At 67.1% G+C, this 19557-nt stretch carries 16 protein-coding genes and 1 tRNA gene; 5 read left to right on the top strand and 12 right to left on the bottom strand.

Going from position 1 to position 19557, the window contains the following annotated elements; genetic code table 11:
- Positions 1–11: 11 nt before the first annotated feature.
- The 5 genes from ACQU6B_RS02210 to ACQU6B_RS02190 all read right to left on the bottom strand — a co-directional run bounded on the left by ACQU6B_RS02210 (position 12) and on the right by ACQU6B_RS02190 (position 8109).
- Complete coding sequence (locus ACQU6B_RS02210; protein ID WP_430868411.1) at positions 12–4418, bottom strand: hypothetical protein; 4407 nt, start codon at positions 4416–4418, stop codon at positions 12–14.
- 320 nt (positions 4419–4738) lie between these two features.
- Positions 4739–5185 carry an arsenate reductase ArsC gene (locus tag ACQU6B_RS02205; protein WP_430868410.1) on the bottom strand — a complete coding sequence of 149 codons (447 nt, stop codon included), beginning with the start codon at positions 5183–5185 and terminating at the stop codon, positions 4739–4741.
- The gene (locus ACQU6B_RS02200; protein ID WP_430868409.1) at positions 5175–5621 is read right to left on the bottom strand and encodes an ArsR/SmtB family transcription factor; all 447 of its coding nucleotides are present in this window, start codon (positions 5619–5621) and stop codon (positions 5175–5177) included. Before ACQU6B_RS02200 ends, ACQU6B_RS02205 begins: the two co-directional genes overlap by 11 nt.
- Positions 5618–6739: an ACR3 family arsenite efflux transporter gene (arsB, locus tag ACQU6B_RS02195; protein ID WP_430868408.1), complete on the bottom strand. Its 1122-nt coding sequence runs from the start codon at positions 6737–6739 to the stop codon at positions 5618–5620. The genes ACQU6B_RS02200 and arsB overlap by 4 nt, the downstream gene beginning before the upstream one ends.
- Positions 6740–6807: 68 nt before the next feature.
- The gene (locus tag ACQU6B_RS02190) at positions 6808–8109 is read right to left on the bottom strand and encodes an MFS transporter (protein WP_430868407.1); all 1302 of its coding nucleotides are present in this window, start codon (positions 8107–8109) and stop codon (positions 6808–6810) included.
- Positions 8110–8300: 191 nt separating this feature from the next.
- Here ACQU6B_RS02190 and ACQU6B_RS02185 point away from each other — a divergent pair, with 191 nt between their 5' ends.
- The 5 genes from ACQU6B_RS02185 (at position 8301) to ACQU6B_RS02165 (ending at position 11935) form a co-directional block, all read left to right on the top strand.
- On the top strand, positions 8301–9038 hold the full coding sequence (locus ACQU6B_RS02185; protein ID WP_430868406.1) for a response regulator: 738 nt from the start codon (positions 8301–8303) through the stop codon (positions 9036–9038).
- Positions 9035–10174 carry a sensor histidine kinase gene (locus tag ACQU6B_RS02180; RefSeq protein ID WP_430868405.1) on the top strand — a complete coding sequence of 380 codons (1140 nt, stop codon included), beginning with the start codon at positions 9035–9037 and terminating at the stop codon, positions 10172–10174. The genes ACQU6B_RS02185 and ACQU6B_RS02180 overlap by 4 nt, the downstream gene beginning before the upstream one ends.
- Before the next feature lie 117 nt (positions 10175–10291).
- Complete coding sequence (locus ACQU6B_RS02175; RefSeq protein ID WP_430868404.1) at positions 10292–10582, top strand: hypothetical protein; 291 nt, start codon at positions 10292–10294, stop codon at positions 10580–10582.
- Between the two features lie 2 nt (positions 10583–10584).
- On the top strand, positions 10585–11244 hold the full coding sequence (locus ACQU6B_RS02170; protein WP_430868403.1) for a DUF3105 domain-containing protein: 660 nt from the start codon (positions 10585–10587) through the stop codon (positions 11242–11244).
- Positions 11245–11302: 58 nt separating this feature from the next.
- Positions 11303–11935 carry a CueP family metal-binding protein gene (locus ACQU6B_RS02165; protein ID WP_430868402.1) on the top strand — a complete coding sequence of 211 codons (633 nt, stop codon included), beginning with the start codon at positions 11303–11305 and terminating at the stop codon, positions 11933–11935.
- A gap of 48 nt (positions 11936–11983) precedes the next feature.
- Here the strand turns inward: ACQU6B_RS02165 and ACQU6B_RS02160 are convergent, their stop codons facing one another.
- The 7 genes from ACQU6B_RS02160 to manA form a co-directional block, all read right to left on the bottom strand.
- A complete protein-coding gene (locus ACQU6B_RS02160; RefSeq protein ID WP_430868401.1) occupies positions 11984–14074 on the bottom strand; it encodes a heavy metal translocating P-type ATPase in 2091 nt (696 codons plus the stop codon).
- Positions 14075–14193: 119 nt separating this feature from the next.
- A tRNA-Arg gene (locus ACQU6B_RS02155) sits at positions 14194–14266 on the bottom strand.
- Between the two features lie 25 nt (positions 14267–14291).
- Entirely contained in the window at positions 14292–15278 is a 987-nt protein-coding gene (locus tag ACQU6B_RS02150) for an aldo/keto reductase (protein WP_430868400.1), read from the bottom strand.
- Positions 15279–15404: 126 nt separating this feature from the next.
- Positions 15405–16130: a C40 family peptidase gene (locus ACQU6B_RS02145; RefSeq protein ID WP_430868399.1), complete on the bottom strand. Its 726-nt coding sequence runs from the start codon at positions 16128–16130 to the stop codon at positions 15405–15407.
- 182 nt (positions 16131–16312) lie between these two features.
- Positions 16313–16996 carry a metal-dependent transcriptional regulator gene (locus ACQU6B_RS02140; protein WP_430868398.1) on the bottom strand — a complete coding sequence of 228 codons (684 nt, stop codon included), beginning with the start codon at positions 16994–16996 and terminating at the stop codon, positions 16313–16315.
- Positions 16993–18327, bottom strand: a complete 1335-nt coding sequence (locus tag ACQU6B_RS02135) for a UDP-glucose dehydrogenase family protein (protein WP_430868397.1) — start codon at positions 18325–18327, stop codon at positions 16993–16995. Before ACQU6B_RS02135 ends, ACQU6B_RS02140 begins: the two co-directional genes overlap by 4 nt.
- Before the next feature lie 10 nt (positions 18328–18337).
- On the bottom strand, positions 18338–19537 hold the full coding sequence (gene manA, locus ACQU6B_RS02130; protein ID WP_430868396.1) for a mannose-6-phosphate isomerase, class I: 1200 nt from the start codon (positions 19535–19537) through the stop codon (positions 18338–18340).
- Between the last annotated feature and the right edge of the window lie 20 nt (positions 19538–19557).

Here is a 19557-nt window from a genome sequence, read left to right as displayed (position 1 = left end):
GGGGCACGCGATCACCAGTGCGGTGGCTTGTCCCGCTTGATCTCGTCGTCGCGGGAGGACCCGCCCTCGGATCCTCCCCAGCCCTCGTCTAGGTCTTCTCCTGCTCGAGTGGGGATCAGCGGGCGGTCTGCGCCGCGGTGGCGCGCCTTGACCTCGGGCAGAGGCTTCTTCTCCTGCTCGGCATCAGCCGTAGGGGATTCGGGCTGGTCCGCGTCGATCGGTTCCACTTGTTCCTCATCGCTTGGCGCGTCGGGCTCGGTCTCGTCGACGCTTGGGGGCGTCGCCGCCGCGAGCTTTGGCACGCCAAACCCCATGCTGTAGACGGGGGCAGCCGGCGCGGGTTCGGGCACGGGTTCGGGCTCAGGCTCGAGTTCGGGCTCAGGCTCAGGCTCGAGTTCGGGCTCAGGCTCAGGCTCGAGTTCGAGTTCGATCTGGGGCTCCGCGTCCACTGGCAATGGCGTCCGCGCGTCTTCGGCAACCGCGTCCACAACCGCGTCCACGACCGCGGGCTCGTCCGCCGGCTCGCCGCCAATCTGCTCGTCGAGCAGCGCGGAGATTCCGAGCGTCTGAGGGTGGGGGTCGTCGCCAACGTCGAGGGGGCCCAACTCATCTGGGCTCGCATCGTCGAGACCCGTCTGCGCAGCCCTCAGGTCCGCTATTGCGAACTCGTTTCCGTCGTCGCGCGCAGCGTCCAGGGCATCGTGCTCCCGAGGCAGTTCGACGCGCGCCACCTCGATGTCGAGTGCCGGCTGGAAGACCTCCGGCGCCAGGCCTACGCCGGCCGCGCCGTCAGGGCCGTCGTCGGGACGCGACTCCCCGAGCGCCGCCAAAACCTGCTCGATCGCGGCATCGGGATCCATGAAGACGTCGAGCGTCCACAGCGAGACAACCGTCCATCCGAGCGCCTCCAGGGTCGAGTACTGCCAGCGCATCCTGTCCCGCAGGCTGGCGGCCCCAACGGAGGCGGCCTCGTCGGTCACCACCGCCACGCGGTAGTCGCGGTCGTGGCGACCACCCACCACCATCGGGATGGTGTCTGAACCGTTGCCGTACCGCAGGCGCACTGCCAGCCCGTGACGGCGCAAGCGTCGGGCGATGTCGGCCAGCAGCCAATCGCTGGGACCTGGGTCGGGACGCTCGGGCGACACCGCGGGTTGATCCACGGAGGAGATCAGGTCGCGCACGTCGTCGATGCCGTGTCCCTCGTCGCCGCGGGTGGCCGCACCGGCGAGCTGGTCCAGGGTGAGCGCGCTGAAGACCGAGACCCGCTCGGTCGACGCCACCAGCGCCTGGATGAGCGCCTGGCGGCCCCACGTTTCGGAAAGCGCGCCGAGCCTGGCGGGAGAGACGCCACGAGCATCGGCCGCGTAGCCGAGCGTGAGGATGACGTCGTCGGCGACCACTCCGGCCGCGTCGCCGAGCGCGACGACGCTGACGGCGTCGGCCAACCTTTGGTCCCGCTCCGCGAGCGAGTCCACGATGCGCGCGGCGTGAAGATCGTTTCCGGTGACCACGGCGACTTCTCGCCGCGGCAGGGAATCGCGCACCCGAGCGACGTGCTCGACAACCGCGTTCACCTCGGCACGCGTGGACTCCGCGGCAATGGCGCCGGCCACGGGCGCGCCCACGGCATCAAGCACCGTCACCGACAGTTCGCCGCGCGCGTCCGCCGCGGGAAGGGCCGACAGCGAGCGCCCATACGCGGCGCCGGCGAGCAGCGAGGTGACCCGGGGGTCGCGAGGCTGCGGTACCGCGTGCATCACGATGTGCGGCAGCAGGCTCGCGAGCGCAGCGACGCCGGAGCGCGTGGCCGTCTGCGAGTCGCCGAGGACTACTACCTGCCGGGCGCGCGCGAGCGTCGAGACCAACTCCGCGAGGGCGAGCGACTCGCCGGCGACTATGACCGCGAGGTCGATGCAGCGGCTGGGGGGAGCCATCCGCGCGACCTGCTCGGGGCCGGCCAGCACCACTGGGCGCAGCGCAGTCACGAGCGGCGCGTAGTCCCGCCAGAGTTCCTTCAGCGAGCCGTCGCCCCCCTCGACCAGGGACGCGAAGAGATCGCGCGCGTGGTCCGGGTGGCGCGCGATCGCGGTCCTCCTGCGTTCGGCTACTGCCCGCATCAGCGGCCCCACCCGCGAGAGCGCGAAAGAAGCGTCTCGGTCCAGGAATTCCTCGACAGACCTGCCCAGCGCCCCGGTCTCGGTGAGCCTGGCGTCGGTCGCGACGATCGAGTCGAAGGCCGCGGCCCACCACGAGAATTCGAGGTCCAGGCGCACTTGCTCCGGGTTCGCCTCGCGTGCGCGTAGATCCGCGAGCAGCTCCGCGAAGCCCACCGCCTCGATGTCGACTTCGAGCGGAACCGCCTCGACCGCGTCGAGGGATCCGGGGATACCCTCGGCCAGCCGGCTCAGCACGGCCGTCATGTCCTCCCAGGGCTGCTCGGCTAGCTTTTCCTCGCCGGATGCCCGTTCGACGACGTCGACGATCATTCCCCATAGTTCGGCCGAGCTGTGCAGCCGCTCACTGAAGATGTCGAAGTCGTCGGGGACCACCGGCCAGCCGCCTGACGGGCTGTGGGCGCGCCACTTGAGTGCCTGCTCGTGGGCCTTCACGAGGTTCTCGTGCAGGTCCTCCTTGCCACGCCCTGGCCGCAACAGCTCTACCGCGCGGCGCACCATCCCGCGCCGGTCGCGGCGAGGAAGGTCCTGGTAGCGCGGCGATGAGTGCGGGGCCGTGGCCGCCACCAGGTCATGCAGCGAACGGTGAAACACCGCCGGGGAGAAGACGTCGAGGGTGACCTGGATGTCGTCGAACATCGTGACCTGATCGGCCCACACCGCGAGCGAGGGCGCCTCGTCGACGCCCGTCTCGTGCGCGGCGAGCGCGGCCTCGGTGCGCATCTTGGGTATCTGGCGGACCAGGATAGTCGCGAGCGCCTCGTCGTACTTGGTGCCCAACTCCGCGTCGTCGGTCGACCCCGACCACCACGGGATCAGGTCCTCTGCAGGCGCCTCAGGCGTGCTCGGCTCTTCCTGTTCGGGAGCGGCAGACTCGTCCGGCGCATCGGCCGCTGCGTCTGAGAATTTCGACAACAGCTCGGCGGCGACCGACGCGAAACCGTGGTCGGCGACGATTGCGCCGGCGTCCGCGCCCAAGCGCACCACGGTCTGGGGGCCGGGCTCGCTGGACGTGAGGCGCACCACGGCCTGGACCGCCTCGAAGGCGCTCACTCCCCACGGGCGGTGTGGCCGGTGCAGGGAGTCGAAGCGTCGTTGTAGGTCGTACCGCGCGTTGAGCATGCGCTCTCCGCCGTCACGTAGCGCCGCATCGTCTACCTCGACGGCGCCCAAGGTGATGGCGGCCAGGAGTCGTGCCCGCGCCTCGGCGTTCCACGCCTTCGCGCCGCCATCGATATACAGGTCGGCGGCCCCTAGTCGGTCCAGACGGCGCCCGATGCTGTCGAGCGCACCGCGGCTGCCTGACACCACCGCGACGGCCTTGCCGGATGCCGCGGCGTCGGCGGCGACCGCAGCGGCCATAGACAGCGCGTCGGAGCCGGGGGGAGCCTGAAGGAACACGCTGCGGCCGGTGGCCACCACGTCGAGGGCCGCGAATTGATTGTCGTCCAAGTCGCCGATGCCGCGCTCGGCGAAGGGGTCGCGGTCGCCCTTGGGGAAGGCCGGCAGCGGACTCGCGAGGCTCTGGCGCGCGTCCTGGTCGCCCGCGACCGCCGCGAGGATATCGGAGGCGCCGATGACCGCGTCGCAGTCGTCGAGGTCGTCGAGCAGGCGCTGTTCGGGGTCGTCGTACGCTCCCACGAGCAGGTTCTCGACCACGGCAAAGTCGGGGCCAAACCGCTCGCCACGCTCGCGCAGTGCGTTCCAGATGGGCCGGGGGTCGAAGGCCTTGCCCGCCCCGGGCGGCGGCACCAGGTCCGCGAGGGAGGTGACGTCACCGCGCATCCTCAGCTCCGTGGCGATGATGGGGTTGAGGCTCACGCCGTCCAGCAGGGTGAGGAAGAAGTCGCGGTCATTCAGCGGCTCAACGAGGATCGGGCGTAGCAACACGGGAACCTCGCGACGCGCGTCGCCCTGCGACCACGTCGCGGTGCCCACGGCCATCGCCGCGGTCCATACCCCGGAGGAGGCCTTGACTTGCGTGGCTTCGCCGTAGATAAGGCCGATGCGGTGCAGCGCCGCGGCCTGCGGCCCTTCCTCACGGATCAGCGCGGAGAGCTGCGTGGGGCGGCCGGCGAATAGGGGGGCGATGCCCGCGGGATGCGCGCCGCGCAGATCGATGACGTTTGCGCCAGCGGACACGAGGTCTCGCAGCGGCGAAACGGTCGCCGACTGCTGGAGTTGCTCTCGCCATTCTTGAAGCGCCTCGGCAACCAAGGCGCGGCCGATGTAGTCCACCACTCCCCTACGGTACCTAGCCCATCAAATCCGGGCGTGACACCACGCCGCGAGGCGGGCTGCGCAGGGGTGAGATATGTCTCAGGTTCGCTAGCCTTTTTGCGCCGCGGAGAACGTGCATTGCGGAACCGCTAGGGGGTTTGCCAGGCCATAAGTCGGCCCCGGGCAAAAAAAGACAGTGCGCGCCGACTTATCCAGCCGACACGCACCGTTGATGAAATTGTGGCGCTCCGGACGCTCCGCGTCAACTCGGACCCGCGCGGCGACCCGGCCACCCCGACGGGCGCCGGATCTGTTGGGTAACGGCGCCGCGATCGCGGGGTCTAGTTCGGTGCGGCGATCTCGACGGGCTCGACTCCCAGCTCGCGGATGAGGGTCAGCACCCGCCCGCGAATGTCGTCGCGAATGGGGCGCACGGAGTCGATGCCCTGGCCAGCGGGGTCGTCCAACTTCCAGTCCTCGTAGCGCTTGCCCGGGTAGTACGGGCACGCGTCGCCGCAGCCCATGGTGATCACGGCATCGGACGCCTGGACCGCCTCGGGGGTGAGGATCTTGGGCTGCTCGCCGCGAATGTCGATTCCCACCTCGAGCATGGCCTCGACCGCGATCGGATTGATCTGGTCGGCTGGCATGGAGCCGGCGGACCGCACCTCGACGGCCCCGCCGGACAGCGCGCGCAGGAAGCCAGCGGCCATCTGCGAGCGGCCCGCATTGTGCACGCACACGAACAGTGCGGAGGGGGAATCGGTAAGAGTGGATTCAGCGGTCATTGTTGGCTCCTAGATCTTGGGTTTCGTGACGGGGAAGTGTTGAGGCAAAGCCGACGAGCAGGGCGTCGACGGATCCGACATAGGCCGGTGCTATCGAGTACCAGACCCAGGTGCCGCGGCGCTCGGCGGTGAGGATGCCCGCCTCTCGCAGCACCTTGAGGTGATGCGACACGGTGGGCTGAGAGACGTCGGCGAGTTCCGCCAGGTCGCACACGCACGCCTCCGCGTTGCCTGCCTGCACAAGATAGGACAGCATCCGCAGACGCAATGGGTCCGCGACGGCCTTCAGCACGCTGGCGACGCCCGCGGCGTCCCCGGGCGATAGCGACGGGCCGCCCTTAGCGGGCGAGCAGGCCTCGACTGACCCGTCCGCCGCGGCGACGTTATCCGTCGTCACGTCAGTCAGCGGCAGCAACGGGCTCACGGTGGTGCTCATGCGGGCACCTTCGCGGGCTCCGGCAGCGGCAACCCGGTGGCCGGATTCACACGCCACCAGCGCCGCGCTAGCCACAGGGACACGTAGACCAGTCCGACCAGCACCGGAACTTCGATGAGCGGACCGACGACCCCCGCCAGCGCCTCTCCTGAGGTCGCGCCGAACGTGCCGATCGCCACTGCGATGGCGAGTTCGAAGTTGTTGCCTGCCGCCGTGAACGCGAGCGTCGTGGAACGCGCGTAGCCCATGTTGAGGAACTTGCCTGTCGCGATCCCGAGCCCCCACATCACCGCGAAGTAGACCAGCAGCGGAACCGCGATGCGCGCCACGTCCCAGGGGTTGGAGGTGACGGCCTCGCCCTGAAGGGCGAAGAGCAGCACGATAGTGAACAGGAGGCCGTAGAGGGCCCAGGGGCCGACGCGCGGCACGAACGTGGACTCGTACCACTCGCGCCCCTTGGCGCGCTCACCTACGTAGCGAGACGCGAGCCCGGCCGCGAGCGGGATGCCCAGGAACACCAGGACGTTCAACGCGATCTCGCCCATCGACACCTCGAGCCCCTGCGTGTCTAGGCCGAGCCAGCCGGGCAACACCGTGAGGTAGAAGTAGCCGAGCACCGCGAACGCGAACACCTGGAACACCGAGTTGATCGCGACCAGGACCGCCGCGGCCTCGCGGTCACCACAGGCGAGGTCGTTCCAGATCACGACCATCGCGATGCAGCGCGCGAGGCCGACGATGATCAGGCCCGTGCGGTACGCGGGCAGGTCCGCGAGGAAGATCCAGGCGAGCGCGAACATCAGCGCGGGGCCCACGAGCCAATTGAGCAGGAGGGAGCTGACGAGCAGACGCTTGTCCCCCGTCACGGCGCGAACCTTGTCGTAGCGAACCTTCGCGAGCACCGGGTACATCATCACCAGCAGGCCGATGGCGATGGGCACGGAGATGCCCCCCACCTCCAGCGAGATCAGCAGGTCGGAGACTCCGGGGATGAAGCGCCCGAGCAGGATGCCGCCGACCATCGCGAGGCCGATCCACATGGGAAGCCAGCGGTCCAGGCTCGACAATTGCGCGGGGCCCGTAGTGGCCAGGGTCGTGGCAGGCGCTTGATTAGACATGTGCCTATATTGACAGGTGTCAATTCACGACGCAACCCCCGCGCATCGGAAAAAACGCGCCTGCTCCTCTACTCGCCGCGCGACTGACGCCTGAGCGAGTCCCGCATTCGAGGCACGAGCACTCCCACCGACGCCATCTGAGCGCGCGTGCGCTTGCGGCTACGCAGCACGCCCACCAGCCCGATGACCCACGGAATCGCGAGAGCGGCGAACCCTGCACGGAACTGATTCAGCGTGTACTCGGAGGCGCCGGGAGGCGACGTGAGCTGCAGGACCAGCCCAATCAGGAGGACGGCGATGATCGTGGAGAGGAACCCGCCAATATTCACGAATCCCGTGGCGGTGCCCAATCGCTCAGTCGGGGAGAAGGTGCGCGCGAAGTCGATCCCGACCAACGAAATCGGTCCACCGATGCCGAGGACCACGCAGAACAGGGCAAGCTGCCACATCGGCCGAGGGGTGGAGAACGACAGCAGTGCCGCCCAAGCGACAGCCGATGCGATGGCCGAGCCCAGCACGATCCAGGTGCGCCGCATCGGGAACCGGGAGGTGAACAGGCCGGTCGTCGGGCCCGCGATCATGGCCGTCACGGTGAGCACCACCAGCATGCCGCTTGCCTGCGCGGGGGTGAGGCCCTGCGCCATCACGAGGAACGGGACGCCCCAGAGCAGCGCGAAGGCATTGGAGCCGAAGGGCGCCAGGAAGTGACTCCAGAATCCAAGCTGCGTGCCGGCGGGCGTGGTCGCGGCACGGACCGACTTCCAGAACCTCTCACGCTGCACGAGTTCCGGCGACTTCTGCTCGCTGGCGGGCATGCGGACGCCCAAGAAGGCTCCCAACGCCGCGGCGACACCGAGCGCTGCCAGGGTGGCGAACGTCGCAGACCAGCCGCGCGAGTGCAGCAGGATCGCGACTGGCACCGCGGTGGCGAGTTGGCCCGCCTGGCCTATCAATCCGGTGACCTGAACCAGGACCGGCACCCTTCGCGGCTCGAACCACTCCGCTACCAGCCGTGCGGCCGAGATGAAGATCGGCGCATCGCCGGCTCCGATCAGAACCCGCGCGACCAGCGCCAGCGCCACGTGATCCGTCACTGCTAGCAGGAGTTGGCCGGAGGCCATGACCAACGAGCCCGCGACCATCACGGACCGGGGCCCCCAGCGGTCCAACAGGTGACCCGCGGGGACCTGCATCAGCGCGTAGGCGGCGAGCTGAACCACGGAGAACAGCGCGAGTCCGGTCGCCTGAATGCCGAATCTCTCGACGGCCTCGACTCCAGCGACGCCCAGCGCGGTGCGCTGGACCACCGCCACGAAGTAGACGAAGACGCCCGCGGCGAAGACCGCCCACGCGAGGCGGGCCGACGGCACGCGCGCGGTCAAGACGCGCGAATCACGGACGTATTTTGCATACTTCCAGCGTACGCTCGGTCGAGGCGAGCCAGTGCCCCCCGTCAGACTCGCAGCGCAGGGCGCTGGAACGCGGCGGAGGTGTCCGCTTCACAGCTACCGAACCACGACGGCGTGGGCGGGCGTTGCTCGCGAGGTGCCAGGATGACCGTATGACAACCGCACTCGACCAACCCGCGCCGTCCTCACGCGCCCGGGTCCTAGTAGTGGAGGACGAGCAGCACCTGGGGCGATTGATCGCGTCCTACCTGGAACGCGACGGCTATGACACGCACGTGCTCACGGACGGGCTTGAGGCTATCGCGCACGCGCGGGCGAATCCGCCAGATGTCGTGGTGCTTGACCTCGGGTTGCCCGGCACTGACGGGATAGAGGTCTGCCGGACGTTGAGGACCTTCAGCGACTGCTACGTCATCATGCTGACCGCACGGGTGGAGGAAGTTGACCGCCTCATCGGGCTGTCGGTCGGCGCCGACGACTACCTGACAAAGCCGTTCAGTACCCGCGAGCTAGTGGCTCGCGTCGGGGTCATGTTGCGGCGCCCGCGAGGATTTGCGGGAGGCGTCACCTCTCCGGCCGCACCCGAACAACTCACCGTTGGCGACCTTGTCCTGGACCTCGCGGCAAGGGAGGTCCGCGTGGCTGACCGCGTGGTCGCGCTGACGCGGACAGAGTTCGATCTCCTCGCGGCCATGGCGCAGCAGCCACGCAGGGCGTTCTCTCGCACTCAGCTCACCGAACTGGTCTGGGGACCAGCGTGGTTTGGAGACCCGCACCTCGTGGACGTTCACGTAGGAAACCTGCGCCGCAAACTCGGCGACGACCCCTCCACCCCCCGCTTTGTTGAAACCGTGCGGGGTCACGGGTACAGAATGGGGCCCTGCACGTGAGTCGCTCGACGGCCCTCGCAGACCGTGCGGACCTCGCCACCCGGTTACTCCTGGCGATCGCCGCGGTCGCGGGGGTGGGCGCCGCCACCGCGTGGGCCGTGGGCGCCTCAGTGGGGCCGCGCCTCTTCCACGAGCACCTCCTGCGCGCGGCCGAGACCGGCGAAAGCCCCACGGAGCACGCCGAGCGCGCCTACGCGGCCGCCTCTGCCGTCTCCCTGTCAATAGCGTTGGTGACCGCGCTCATCACGTCAGCAGGCGTGAGCATCCTCATCGCTCGCCGCATTCGCCGCTCCCTCGCCCCGTTCGCTTGGGCCGCACAACAGGTGGCGGGCGGCGAAAGGAACGTAGTGGTCAGGCCTCCCGGCATCGGGCCGGAATTTGACCGCGTCGCCCAGACCTTCACCGCGATGGCCGCCGAGCTCTCGCACGTCGAGGACACCCGCACGCAGATGCTCGCGGACCTCGCTCACGAGATGCGCACGCCTCTCGCTGTCATCGCCGCCTACCTCGAGGCCATCGCAGACGGAGTGGAACCTCCGGACGAGCGCGCCATTCGAACCATGCAAGACCAGGTGGCCCGGCTCACCAGACTGTCCGCCGATGTCGCCCTCGTCACCTCGGCGGAGGAGGGCAGGCTCACGCTGGACCGCAGCACCATCGACATCGACCGCGTCGTGAGGGACGCCGTGGCTCAGGCCTCGAGTCGCCTGTCCGAGCACGGGGTCTCCCTCGATCTGGTCAGTACGCCAGGGTTGGTTGCCGATGCGGACAAGGACCGCATCGGCCAGGTCCTTACCAACCTGCTCGAGAACGCTCGCCAGCACACGCCTCGGGGCGGCGCGGTGCACGTATCGGCGGCATCGGACGGCGAGCTCATCCGTGTCACGGTTGGCGACAACGGCGAGGGCATTGCGCCACAGGACCTCCCCCGCGTGTTCGACCGCTTCTTCCGTGCCGACGCCGCGCGAGATCGCGCGCGCGGCGGCTCCGGGATTGGCCTGTCCATCGCCAGAGCCATCGCCATCGCGCACGGCGGCACTCTCGTCGCCACCAGCCCCGGGCTGGGAATGGGGGCGACCTTTAGCGTCACGCTTCCGCGAGCGCCGAGTAGCCTCCCCCGCCCCGCGGGCGACTAGTTTCTACTCCCGCGCGCGGGTCCGTGGCCCATTCTTCGTCAAATCTTTACTCAACCCCTACTAAAAGCCATGCCCGCCTGGTAGATGCTGAAAGCAACTACACGGAAGGACGAGATCATGATGGGTTGGAACGGCGGGGGCATGAACGGTATCGCTTGGATGGGCATGGGCCTTTTCTGGCTAGTCCTACTCGGGCTCATTCTTTGGCTCGTGATTCGGCTATTACCAGGCAGGTCTGAAGAGCCCCTACCAGCCACGTCCCCGGCAATCGCGCCGAGGACAGCACCCACGGCATCGGCGGCCGAGCCGGCCCTCGCGATACTCGACACGCGCCTAGCCAATGGCGAAGTAGACCTGGAGACGTATCGCACTATTCGCGCGACCCTGCTGAAAGGACGCGAAGGCTAGCCATGACAAAAAGTAACGCAAAGAGCGAGGCCGCAATCGAGCTTGGCCGCGTGCGCGCTCAACAGAAGGCACGCGAAAAGCGCCGCCGCGTCATCGTGATCGCCGCCTCTTCAGTGGTGGTACTCGGGCTCGCCGCCGTCGTGACTTCGGTCTTCGCGGGCGAGATTCAACGCAATGCCGCCATTGAACGAGCAGCGAGTGAGCCTATCGAGGGGGTCGCGGAGCCGTCGGCAGCGCCCGCGGTCCATGTTGAATCAGTGCCGGAGCCTACCCCGGCGGAGCCCGGCGGGACGGTACTTCCGCCAACCGGCGGTGAGCACGACCCCGTGGTACAAAACTGCGGGGTGTACACCGCCCCCGTCGCTACCGCCAAAGCGGTGCACTCGCTCGAACATGGCGCGGTGTGGATTACTTATCAGCCCGGGCTGGACGACAAGCAAATTGGCGCGCTCACCAAGCTCGCCGAGAACCGCGACTACACGCTACTGAGCCCCATGGACTCACTGGGCTCCCCAGTGGTCCTCACTGCGTGGGGTACGCAGCTCGAAGTCGACGACGCCTCCGACCCCCGGGTCGAGCCGTTCCTCGTCAAGTACCTTCAGGGGGAGCAGACTCCCGAGCCCGGCGCACCCTGCACCGGAGGCTTCGGCGATCCCGCCTGACGCCCACACAAGTCGCACCGCACCACTGATCTAGACCACCACAATTAGAGGACCACTTATGTCACACCGCACCATGCCTCGCTTCACCCGCCGTTCCATCGCGACGGTCGCAGTCGCCGTCGCTTCAATGTTGGTGCTGGCCGCATGCAGTTCGCCAGCCACCACACCCGGCGACCCTGGCGCTGAGGATGACGTGCCCGAACTCGGCGAAGCAACGTTGACGGACTACGGACTGGATGGAATGGACGCCCGCGAGATCATCGACTACCTCGATGCGATGGCTATAGTCGAACGCCCAGACGACCTGATGGCCTCGATCCGTCCGAGCGCACTCACGCTTACTTCCGGTTCGCAGAACGAGACCACGCTACCGATGCCCGACGACCTGTTCTACGTCTCTATCGCCCCGTACGAGGAACAGACGCACGAGTGCTATTTCCATAGCCTCACTACGTGTACCGGGGAGCTCCAGAACGCCGACGTGGAGGTGCTCGTCACCGATGCGTCCTCGGGAGAGGTTCTGGTCGACGAGACGCGTACGTCGTTCGACAACGGGTTCGTGGGGATGTGGCTGCCTCGCGGCATCGACGTCAACGTCGAACTCGAGTACGACGGGCTTTCTGCCGCGACCGAACTGACGACCAGCGGTGGTGACGCCGCAACCTGCGTCACCACCATGCAACTCACCTGACCACATCGGGGCCAGGCCCTCTTTAGGGCGTTGCCGGCGGAGGGGTTCTCAGCCGGCAACGTCCTCCGGAGCCAGATTCACGCGGCGCAGCAACTGCGCATTCGCTGCTACCACGATGGTCGACACGCTCATCGCGACGGCCGCCATCGCAGGCGCGAGGGTGACGCCCGCCCACGCGAAGGCCCCGGCCGCCACCGGGATCGCGACCACGTTATAGCCGGTCGCCCACACGAGGTTTTGGCGCATCTTCCTATACGACGCGCGCGAGAGCGTAATGACGCCCAGCACCGCTCGGGGGTCCGACCCCGCGAGCACAACGCCCGCCGCCTCCATCGCCACATCGGTACCGGCAGCAATCGCAAGACCCACGTCGGCGCGGGCGAGCGCGGGAGCATCGTTCACCCCGTCGCCGACCATCGCGACGCGCTTGCCGCGTGCCTGAAGCTCCCCCACAGCCTTGTCCTTGTCTTCAGGCAAGACCTCGGCGAACACGTCATCAATTCCCAACTGATTCGCTACCGAGTCTGCTACCGCCTGCGAGTCGCCCGTGATCATGGCGACGTCGATGCCGCGCGCGTGGAGAGCCTCAACGGCCGCCTTGGACTCCGGGCGTACCGGGTCGGAGGTGGTGAAGGCCCCTACCACCTCGCCGTCTACCACCACGTGCAGCACGGCGCCGCCATTGTCACTCCAGCCGCGCGCCGCTTCATCCAGGCCTTCAGGCAGGGAGGTGTTCAGCGACTCCAGCAACGCCGGTCCTCCCACCGCAACCTCACGACCGTCTACGGTCGCGCGCACGCCCCGCCCTGGCATCGTCTCTGTGCCGTCGGTGGAGGGGAGGTCGACGCCACGATCCTTGGCGGCCGCAACCACAGCCCGACCGATCGGGTGCTCCGAATCGGCCTCGACGGCGGCGGCGGCGGCCAGCATGCGATCGTCGTCCCAGCCATCGATAGTGGCGATGTCAGTAAGCTGGTGCGAGCCGGCGGTGAGTGTTCCAGTCTTGTCGAACAGCACCGTGTCGATAGTGCGCATGCGCTCAAGCGCGGCGGTGTCCTTGATGAGGATTCCATGCTTCGCTGACGTCGCTGTGGATATAGCAATCACCAGCGGTATCGCGAGTCCGAGCGCGTGCGGGCACGCGATCACCAGGACGGAGACGGCGCGCGATAATCCGGTTGCGGGGTTGTCGACTGCCGCGGTAATGGCAAAGGTAAGCGCCGCGGAGGCCAGTGCGATCCAGAAGAGCCAGGCCGCCGCGCGATCAGCCAGCATGCGGGTGCCTGACTTGGACTCTTGCGCGTCCATGACCATGCGCTGGATGCCCGCAAGCGCTGTGCCGTCGCCAGTGGCGGTGACCTCGATGCGGAGCGATCCGTTCGTCGAGACAGTGCCGGCCACCACTTTGTCGCCTTCGGACTTGCTGACAGGCGCGGATTCCCCGGTGATCATTGCCTCGTCGACCGCGGCGTCCCCACGAATGATCGTGCCGTCGGCAGGGATTCTCCCACCTGGACGTATCACCACCGTGTCGCCATTCTCGAGGTCGGAGATCGACACGTGCTCCGTCTCATCATCTCCGGTGACTCGCTCGGCGTCGTCGGGCAAGAGCTCGGCAAGCGCAGCCAACGCGCCCTGCGCCTGACCGACGGCCTTCATCTCCTGCCAGTGGCCCAAGAGCATCACCACGATAAGCGCCGCCAACTCCCACCAGAAGTCGAGCTCACCGATTCCGAGCGTGGACGCTGCCGAGGCGAGGAACGCCACCGTAATCGCCAGGCTGATGAGCGTCATCATCCCCGGCGACTTGTCGCGGATCTCGTCCTTGGCCATGGTGAGGAACGGCCGTCCTCCCCAAAAGAAGATCACCGAGCCAACCACCGGCGCGATCCAAGCGGAGCCTGGCAAGTCGTACCCGAACCAACCCTCAACCATTTCGCTTGTCGCAATGACCGGGACGGCTAGCAGCAGGTTCCACCAGAACAGGCGGCGAAACATCTCGGCGTGTCCAGCGTGGTCCGTACCGTGTCCCGCGTGGGCGTCGCCCTTGCCGTGCATGGCGCGCCCCACCTGGTCGCGCGCGCTTTCATCCCGGTGCTGGTCTACGGTCTCATCACCACTGGTGTTCGTCTGAGCCACGGCGGCCTCCCTGGTTGCGCGTCTAGTCCATGCTAGACATTCCCCCTCACTGGAAGGTCAAGGGGGCGGGCGAAACCAGTCTCCTGCTGCGGCAACCGTGCGCGGCGATACGCGCGATGTGCGCCTGGGCAGACTCGAACTGCCGACACCCGCTTTAGGAGAGCGGTGCTCTATCCTCTGAGCTACAGGCGCTTTACGGGAAAAAGCCTACCTGGGGTTACCACCTCGAGTGAACGTGACCTCGAATATCGCGGTTGTAAATCTCCGCAAGCTGCGCCATCGTCGCGTCGTCGAGGTGCGGTAGGTCCCCTGCCGCAGCGTTGAGTCGCGCCTGCTCGGGCGTGCGCGCACCGGGAATCATGGTCGCGATTCCCACCGACGCCAGCCAGGCCAGCGCGAGCTGCGACGTGGTCCAGCCAGCGGGCGTCAGCTTGGCCACCTCACGCGCGGCCTTAACCCCTACCTCGAATGGCACGCCGGCAAAGGTCTCCCCCACGTCGAACGCGGAGCCGTCACGGTTGTAGTTGCGGTGATCGTTCTTGGCAAACGTGGTGTGCTCGTCGTACTTGCCCGACAGCAAGCCAGAGGCCAGCGGCACTCGGGCGATGATCCCGACCCCAGCTTCGTCCGCCGCGCTCAGGACTCGCTCGAGTGGCTTGCGCCTGAAGACGTTAACGATGATCTGAATGGTCGCGAGGTCCGGCTCGCCTAGCACCCGCATGGCATCGTCAACCAGCTCAACCGACACCCCCCACTTCGCAATCCGACCCTCGTCGACCAGCGTGCGCAGGTCGTCGAACGTCTGCGGGTCCCGCAAGACCTCGGACGGCGGGCAGTGCAACTGAACCAGGTCGAGGCGGTCCACCCCGAGGTTCTCGCGCGAACGGTCGGTCCAGCGCCTGAAGTTATCGAGGTTGTACGCGCTGGCGACGTGGGGGTCGGCACGCCGGCCCATCTTGGTGGCGACGGTGAACCGGCCCTTGTCCGGGTGCGCGTTCACAAAGGCGCCCACAGCACGCTCCGAGCGCCCGTCGCCGTACACATCTGCGGTGTCGAAGAACGTGATGCCGGAATCAGCGGCGGCGGCGAGGACCTGTTGCGCCTGATCGTCGCTCACGTCGCCCCAGTCGGCGCCTAATTGCCAGCACCCGAGCCCCACCTGAGAAAGGTCACGCGCTAGCCGGGGAACTCGATTGGTCTGCATCTATCCACGCTAAACCACTCGATGCCATGCTCAACACCGAGTTTGACAACGATTCAGTCGCCAAACCCCTACAGATACGACAAAAGCCGCCACCAATATGGTGACGGCCTTTGCTCGAAGCGAAATTTAGCTCACGCGAACGTAAACCGGGTTGTTCTGCCAGATGGAGTGGAAGCGTACGGGGGTGCCGTACGTCGACGCGTCGATCTGCAGGTTGGGGCCGGCGTAGATGCCAACGTGACCGGGGGTCACGATGATGTCGCCCACCTGAGGTGAGGACACGCGAGTGCCGACGCTGTAGTACGCGGCTGACGAGTGGGGAAGACTGATGCCGAACTTCCCGTAGACGTAGGAAATGAATCCTGAGCAGTCAAACGCGCTCGGGCTGCTGCCACCGCGCTGGTAGGGAGTTCCGACGTACTTGGCTGCCTCGGCGATGATCGCGCTACCGCTAATGGCCGCCGAAACCGACGCCGAGTTAGCTACGGGACGAGCGCTCGTCGTAGTGCTGCGGCTCGTCGTCGTGGACGTGGTCGTCGGTGCGACGACTACAGGTGCCGGGTTCTTCTTGACCTTGAGGTCGGGGGTGTTGAGCGTGAGCTCGACATCGTCAGATGCGGCTACGACCGCGGGAACCTCGCTGACATCCGCACTGTCGACTGCGGGCACTTCGTCCGCTTCGATCGGGGTGGGCAGGTCCGCCTGTACGGGCGCCACAGCGTCCGCGAAACTTAGTGTCGACGTCGCACTCACCTGAATGGTGGTGGTGTCGGGCTCGGTCGCCACGAGGGCGGCCGCTGCGGCTCCTGTAAGGGGAACCACAATGATTGCGGCGCCTACAGCTGCTGTCACCGCTCGCGCTCTTGCGCGCATGTATCCGTGAGTCAAAGTCAGTCCTTCCGCGCCACGTGCGCGTTTTTTGTCTTGGTGCCCAACGCCCCTCAGTTGCGGGGCGTTCCCTCCGAAAACAGGCACCAGGAGGAAGTTCCTCAGGTCGTACGAAGATCCACAGTACCTAACAAAGCGCCGTCTTGCTAGCGAGCCAAGACGAAAACGTGCCGCGCAGCCTCGTGGCTGATCGTTACCGTTCCGTTATCGGTCGTAACCAAAACGTCATCATTAACCGCGGCGATCGAAATCATCGCCCCAGGTACGAGGCCTGCTTTGACGGACTCCTCTAAGAAGCCCCGGGCAGCCTGCGGGTTCTCCCCGATGCGCACCAAAGTGGCCTCGGAAATTCCTTCAGAAATAATCTGATTCAGGGAGACTCCGGGCTCATTCGGCACCGCTTGTCCCCCCATGCCTAGTTCCGCAAGGCCCGGAATGGGGTTTCCGTAAGGGGATACCTGAGGATTCCCGAGAATCTCCATCAGTCGTCGTTCCACACGGTCGCTCATGACGTGCTCCCACCGGCAGGCCTCCTCGTGGACGTAGGGCAACTCAAGCCCCACCACGTCGGTCAGCAGCAGCTCGGCCAGCCGGTGCTTACGCATCACGCGCACGGCAATCGCCTCACCCTCCGCAGTCAGCTCCAGGTGGCGGTCACCGGACACGATCACGAGGCCGTCGCGCTCCATGCGCGCGATGGTCTGCGACACCGTCGGTCCAGCGTGACCCAACTGCTCCGCGATCCGGGCGCGCATCGGCGTCACGCCATCCTCGATCAGTTCGTAGATAGTGCGCAGGTACATCTCGGTGGTGTCAATAAGGTCACTCATCCGCTGTGCCGCCCCATTCCGTAGTATTCCCAGCCGGCGTCGATCCAGTCCTGCGCGACGAGGCAGTTGCGCCCGTCGATGATCCGGGGTTGACCCACCGTCGCCGCCAGCGCCGCGGGGTCGATCGATCTGAACTGCGCCCACTCGGTCGCGACCAGAACGAGGTCCGCGCCCGCGCAAGCCTCCTCAATGCTCTGAGCAAAGGTCAACGTGGGCCACACGGCGGCCGCGTTGCGCATCGCCTCCGGGTCATACACGCGCACGTCCGCGCCCCGCAAGTGAAGGCTGCCGGCGACGTCGAGCGCGGGGGAATCGCGCACGTCATCGGACTGCGGCTTAAAGGCCGCGCCAAGGACCGCTACGTGGATACCCGACAAAGAACCACCGACCACGCGAGTAGCCAGCTCCACGACGTGCTTGCGTCGGCGCATGTTGACATTGTCGACTTCGCGCAAGAAGGTCAAGGCTTGGTCAACACCGAGCTCTCCCGCGCGCGCCATGAACGCGCGGATGTCCTTGGGTAGGCAACCGCCGCCAAAGCCGAGTCCGGCGCCAAGGAACTTGCGGCCGATGCGCTCGTCGTAGCCGATCGCGTCCGCGAGCGCGGTCACGTCCGCGCCGGAGGCCTCGCACACCTCGGCGATAGCGTTAATGAAGGAAATCTTGGTGGCGAGGAACGCGTTCGCGCTGACCTTGACCAGTTCGGACGTCGCGAGGTCGGTCACGATGAAGGGTGTGTTGCGCTCGAGCATCGCCGCGTACACGCTGCGAGCCACCTCCTCGATCCGGCCGGGGTTCTCAGGGTCTACCCCGATCACTAGCCGGTCGGGACGCAGGGTGTCCTCCACAGCGAAGCCCTCGCGGAGGAACTCCGGATTCCAACCCAGTTGCGCATCGGCTCCGACGGGCGCGATCTCGCGCAGCCGTTCGGCCAAGCGCGCCGCGGTGCCAACCGGAACCGTCGACTTGCCCAGGATCACTGCAGGGCGCGTCAGCAGCGGCCCTACCGTCTCGATCACGTCGTCGACGTACCGCATGTCAGCCGCGTACTCCCCCTCCTTCTGAGGGGTGCCGACGCCGATGAAGAACACGTCGGCGAATTCGGCTGCCTCGCGCGCGTCGGTGGTGAACCGTAGCCGACCGGAGTCCACGTGGCGGCGCAGGACGTCGCCCAGGCCGGGCTCGTAGAAGGGGACCTCGCCGCGGCGCAAGAGGTCGATCTTGGCGGAGTCGATGTCGACGCCGATCACCTCGTGGCCCAGCTCGGCCATACCCGCGGCGTGGGTGGCACCGAGGTACCCGGTACCGAAGACTGCTATACGTTCTGGCATGGCGCCAAGCCTAGCCTCCCGCGGGGCCGAAAGTTCCGCTGTCGCCGCCCAGGACCGGAACCGACGCGACAACGGCGTGACCGCGGGCACGCACCGTGATCTCGCCATCCCCGAAAGGAACAAAGACAGCCTCACCGCAGGCCAGTTCGCGCGTCTCGTTCGCGCTCGCGACGGTGGTCTGGCCATCCAGGCAAAGGACGATGCGCGGGCCGGCGGGGGCCTCCCACTCGCCATCGCGCACCGACGCCAGCTCGAACTCCGTTACCGGCACGCTGTACATGGTCACCGCGCCGTCGGTAGTGCAGTGGGGCCGCTCCGCAGTCGCCGGCACCGCATTCATGAGGTCGAGCAGCAGCGGCACGTTGATGGGCTTTGGGGTGAGGCCGGCGCGGACCACGTTGTCCGAGTTGGCCATAATCTCCACCCCGACGCCCGACTGATAACTGTGGACTGTGCCGTCTCCCACGAAGCAGGAGGCGCCAGGCGCGAGGTAGACCACGTTCATCGCGAGCGCCACCAGCGCCCCCGGGTCGCCCGGATGGGACGCGAGCGCGCTACACGCGGCCCGCACCTGCGCGGAGGGGTCGGCGCTGGAGTTGAGGGAGGCGAGGGTGGTGACGACGTGCGCACCCCTCGGAAGCGCCAAAACACTCCTTATATATGCGGTCACCGCTGCCGCGGGGGAATTGGCGTCTTCCACCAGTTTTAGGAGCGCGGCGCCATCCTTGCCGAGCAGGTGCAAATCGCCGCGCAGGCCGGGCAGGTCGCGGAACCCCGCGAGCACGGTCATGGCCGTGAGCGCGACGATCATCTCGGGCTTGTGAGAGCGATCGCGAAAGGTTCGCGTGGGCGACGTCGCCGCCACGCCTTGCGCCTCCTCGGCCTCGAAGCCCACGATCGCTCGCTCCATGCTGGGATGAACCTGGATCGACAGCGGCGCGTCGATGGCGAGGACCTTGAGGAGGAACGGCAGCCGCCCCTGAAACTCGCGGGCGACGTCAGGTCCGAGCGCGTAGTCGGCATCGCGATCGATGAGTGCGTCAAGACCCAGCTGCGCGGAATCGCAGGCCACGGTGGCTGGGGACGCAGGGTGGGCACCCCACCAAGCCTCGGCGACGGGGGTGTCTTTTGGCGGTATCCCCAGCAACTCCGGGATCGAGTCAGTACGGCCCCAGGCGTAGGTCTTCAGCGACGGATTCAACAAGTACACCCCGCCATCATGCCACCCGC

Origin of the sequence: Demequina aurantiaca, from assembly GCF_050598105.1 — a bacterium.
Classification (GTDB): domain Bacteria; phylum Actinomycetota; class Actinomycetes; order Actinomycetales; family Demequinaceae; genus Demequina; species Demequina aurantiaca_A.
The sequence above is the reverse complement of the archived record's forward strand: the minus strand, read 5'-3'. Positions and strand labels throughout refer to the sequence as shown.

Coding starts and splice junctions, on each gene's coding strand:
- ACQU6B_RS02140 (WP_430868398.1), bottom strand. CDS start 16,996: ATGAGTGACCTTATTGACACCACCGAGATGTACCTGCGCACTATCTAC.
- ACQU6B_RS02200 (WP_430868409.1), bottom strand. CDS start 5,621: ATGAGCACCACCGTGAGCCCGTTGCTGCCGCTGACTGACGTGACGACG.
- ACQU6B_RS02165 (WP_430868402.1), top strand. CDS start 11,303: ATGTCACACCGCACCATGCCTCGCTTCACCCGCCGTTCCATCGCGACG.
- ACQU6B_RS02175 (WP_430868404.1), top strand. CDS start 10,292: ATGATGGGTTGGAACGGCGGGGGCATGAACGGTATCGCTTGGATGGGC.
- ACQU6B_RS02170 (WP_430868403.1), top strand. CDS start 10,585: ATGACAAAAAGTAACGCAAAGAGCGAGGCCGCAATCGAGCTTGGCCGC.
- ACQU6B_RS02150 (WP_430868400.1), bottom strand. CDS start 15,278: ATGCAGACCAATCGAGTTCCCCGGCTAGCGCGTGACCTTTCTCAGGTG.
- ACQU6B_RS02205 (WP_430868410.1), bottom strand. CDS start 5,185: ATGACCGCTGAATCCACTCTTACCGATTCCCCCTCCGCACTGTTCGTG.
- arsB (WP_430868408.1), bottom strand. CDS start 6,739: ATGTCTAATCAAGCGCCTGCCACGACCCTGGCCACTACGGGCCCCGCG.
- ACQU6B_RS02135 (WP_430868397.1), bottom strand. CDS start 18,327: ATGCCAGAACGTATAGCAGTCTTCGGTACCGGGTACCTCGGTGCCACC.
- ACQU6B_RS02185 (WP_430868406.1), top strand. CDS start 8,301: ATGACAACCGCACTCGACCAACCCGCGCCGTCCTCACGCGCCCGGGTC.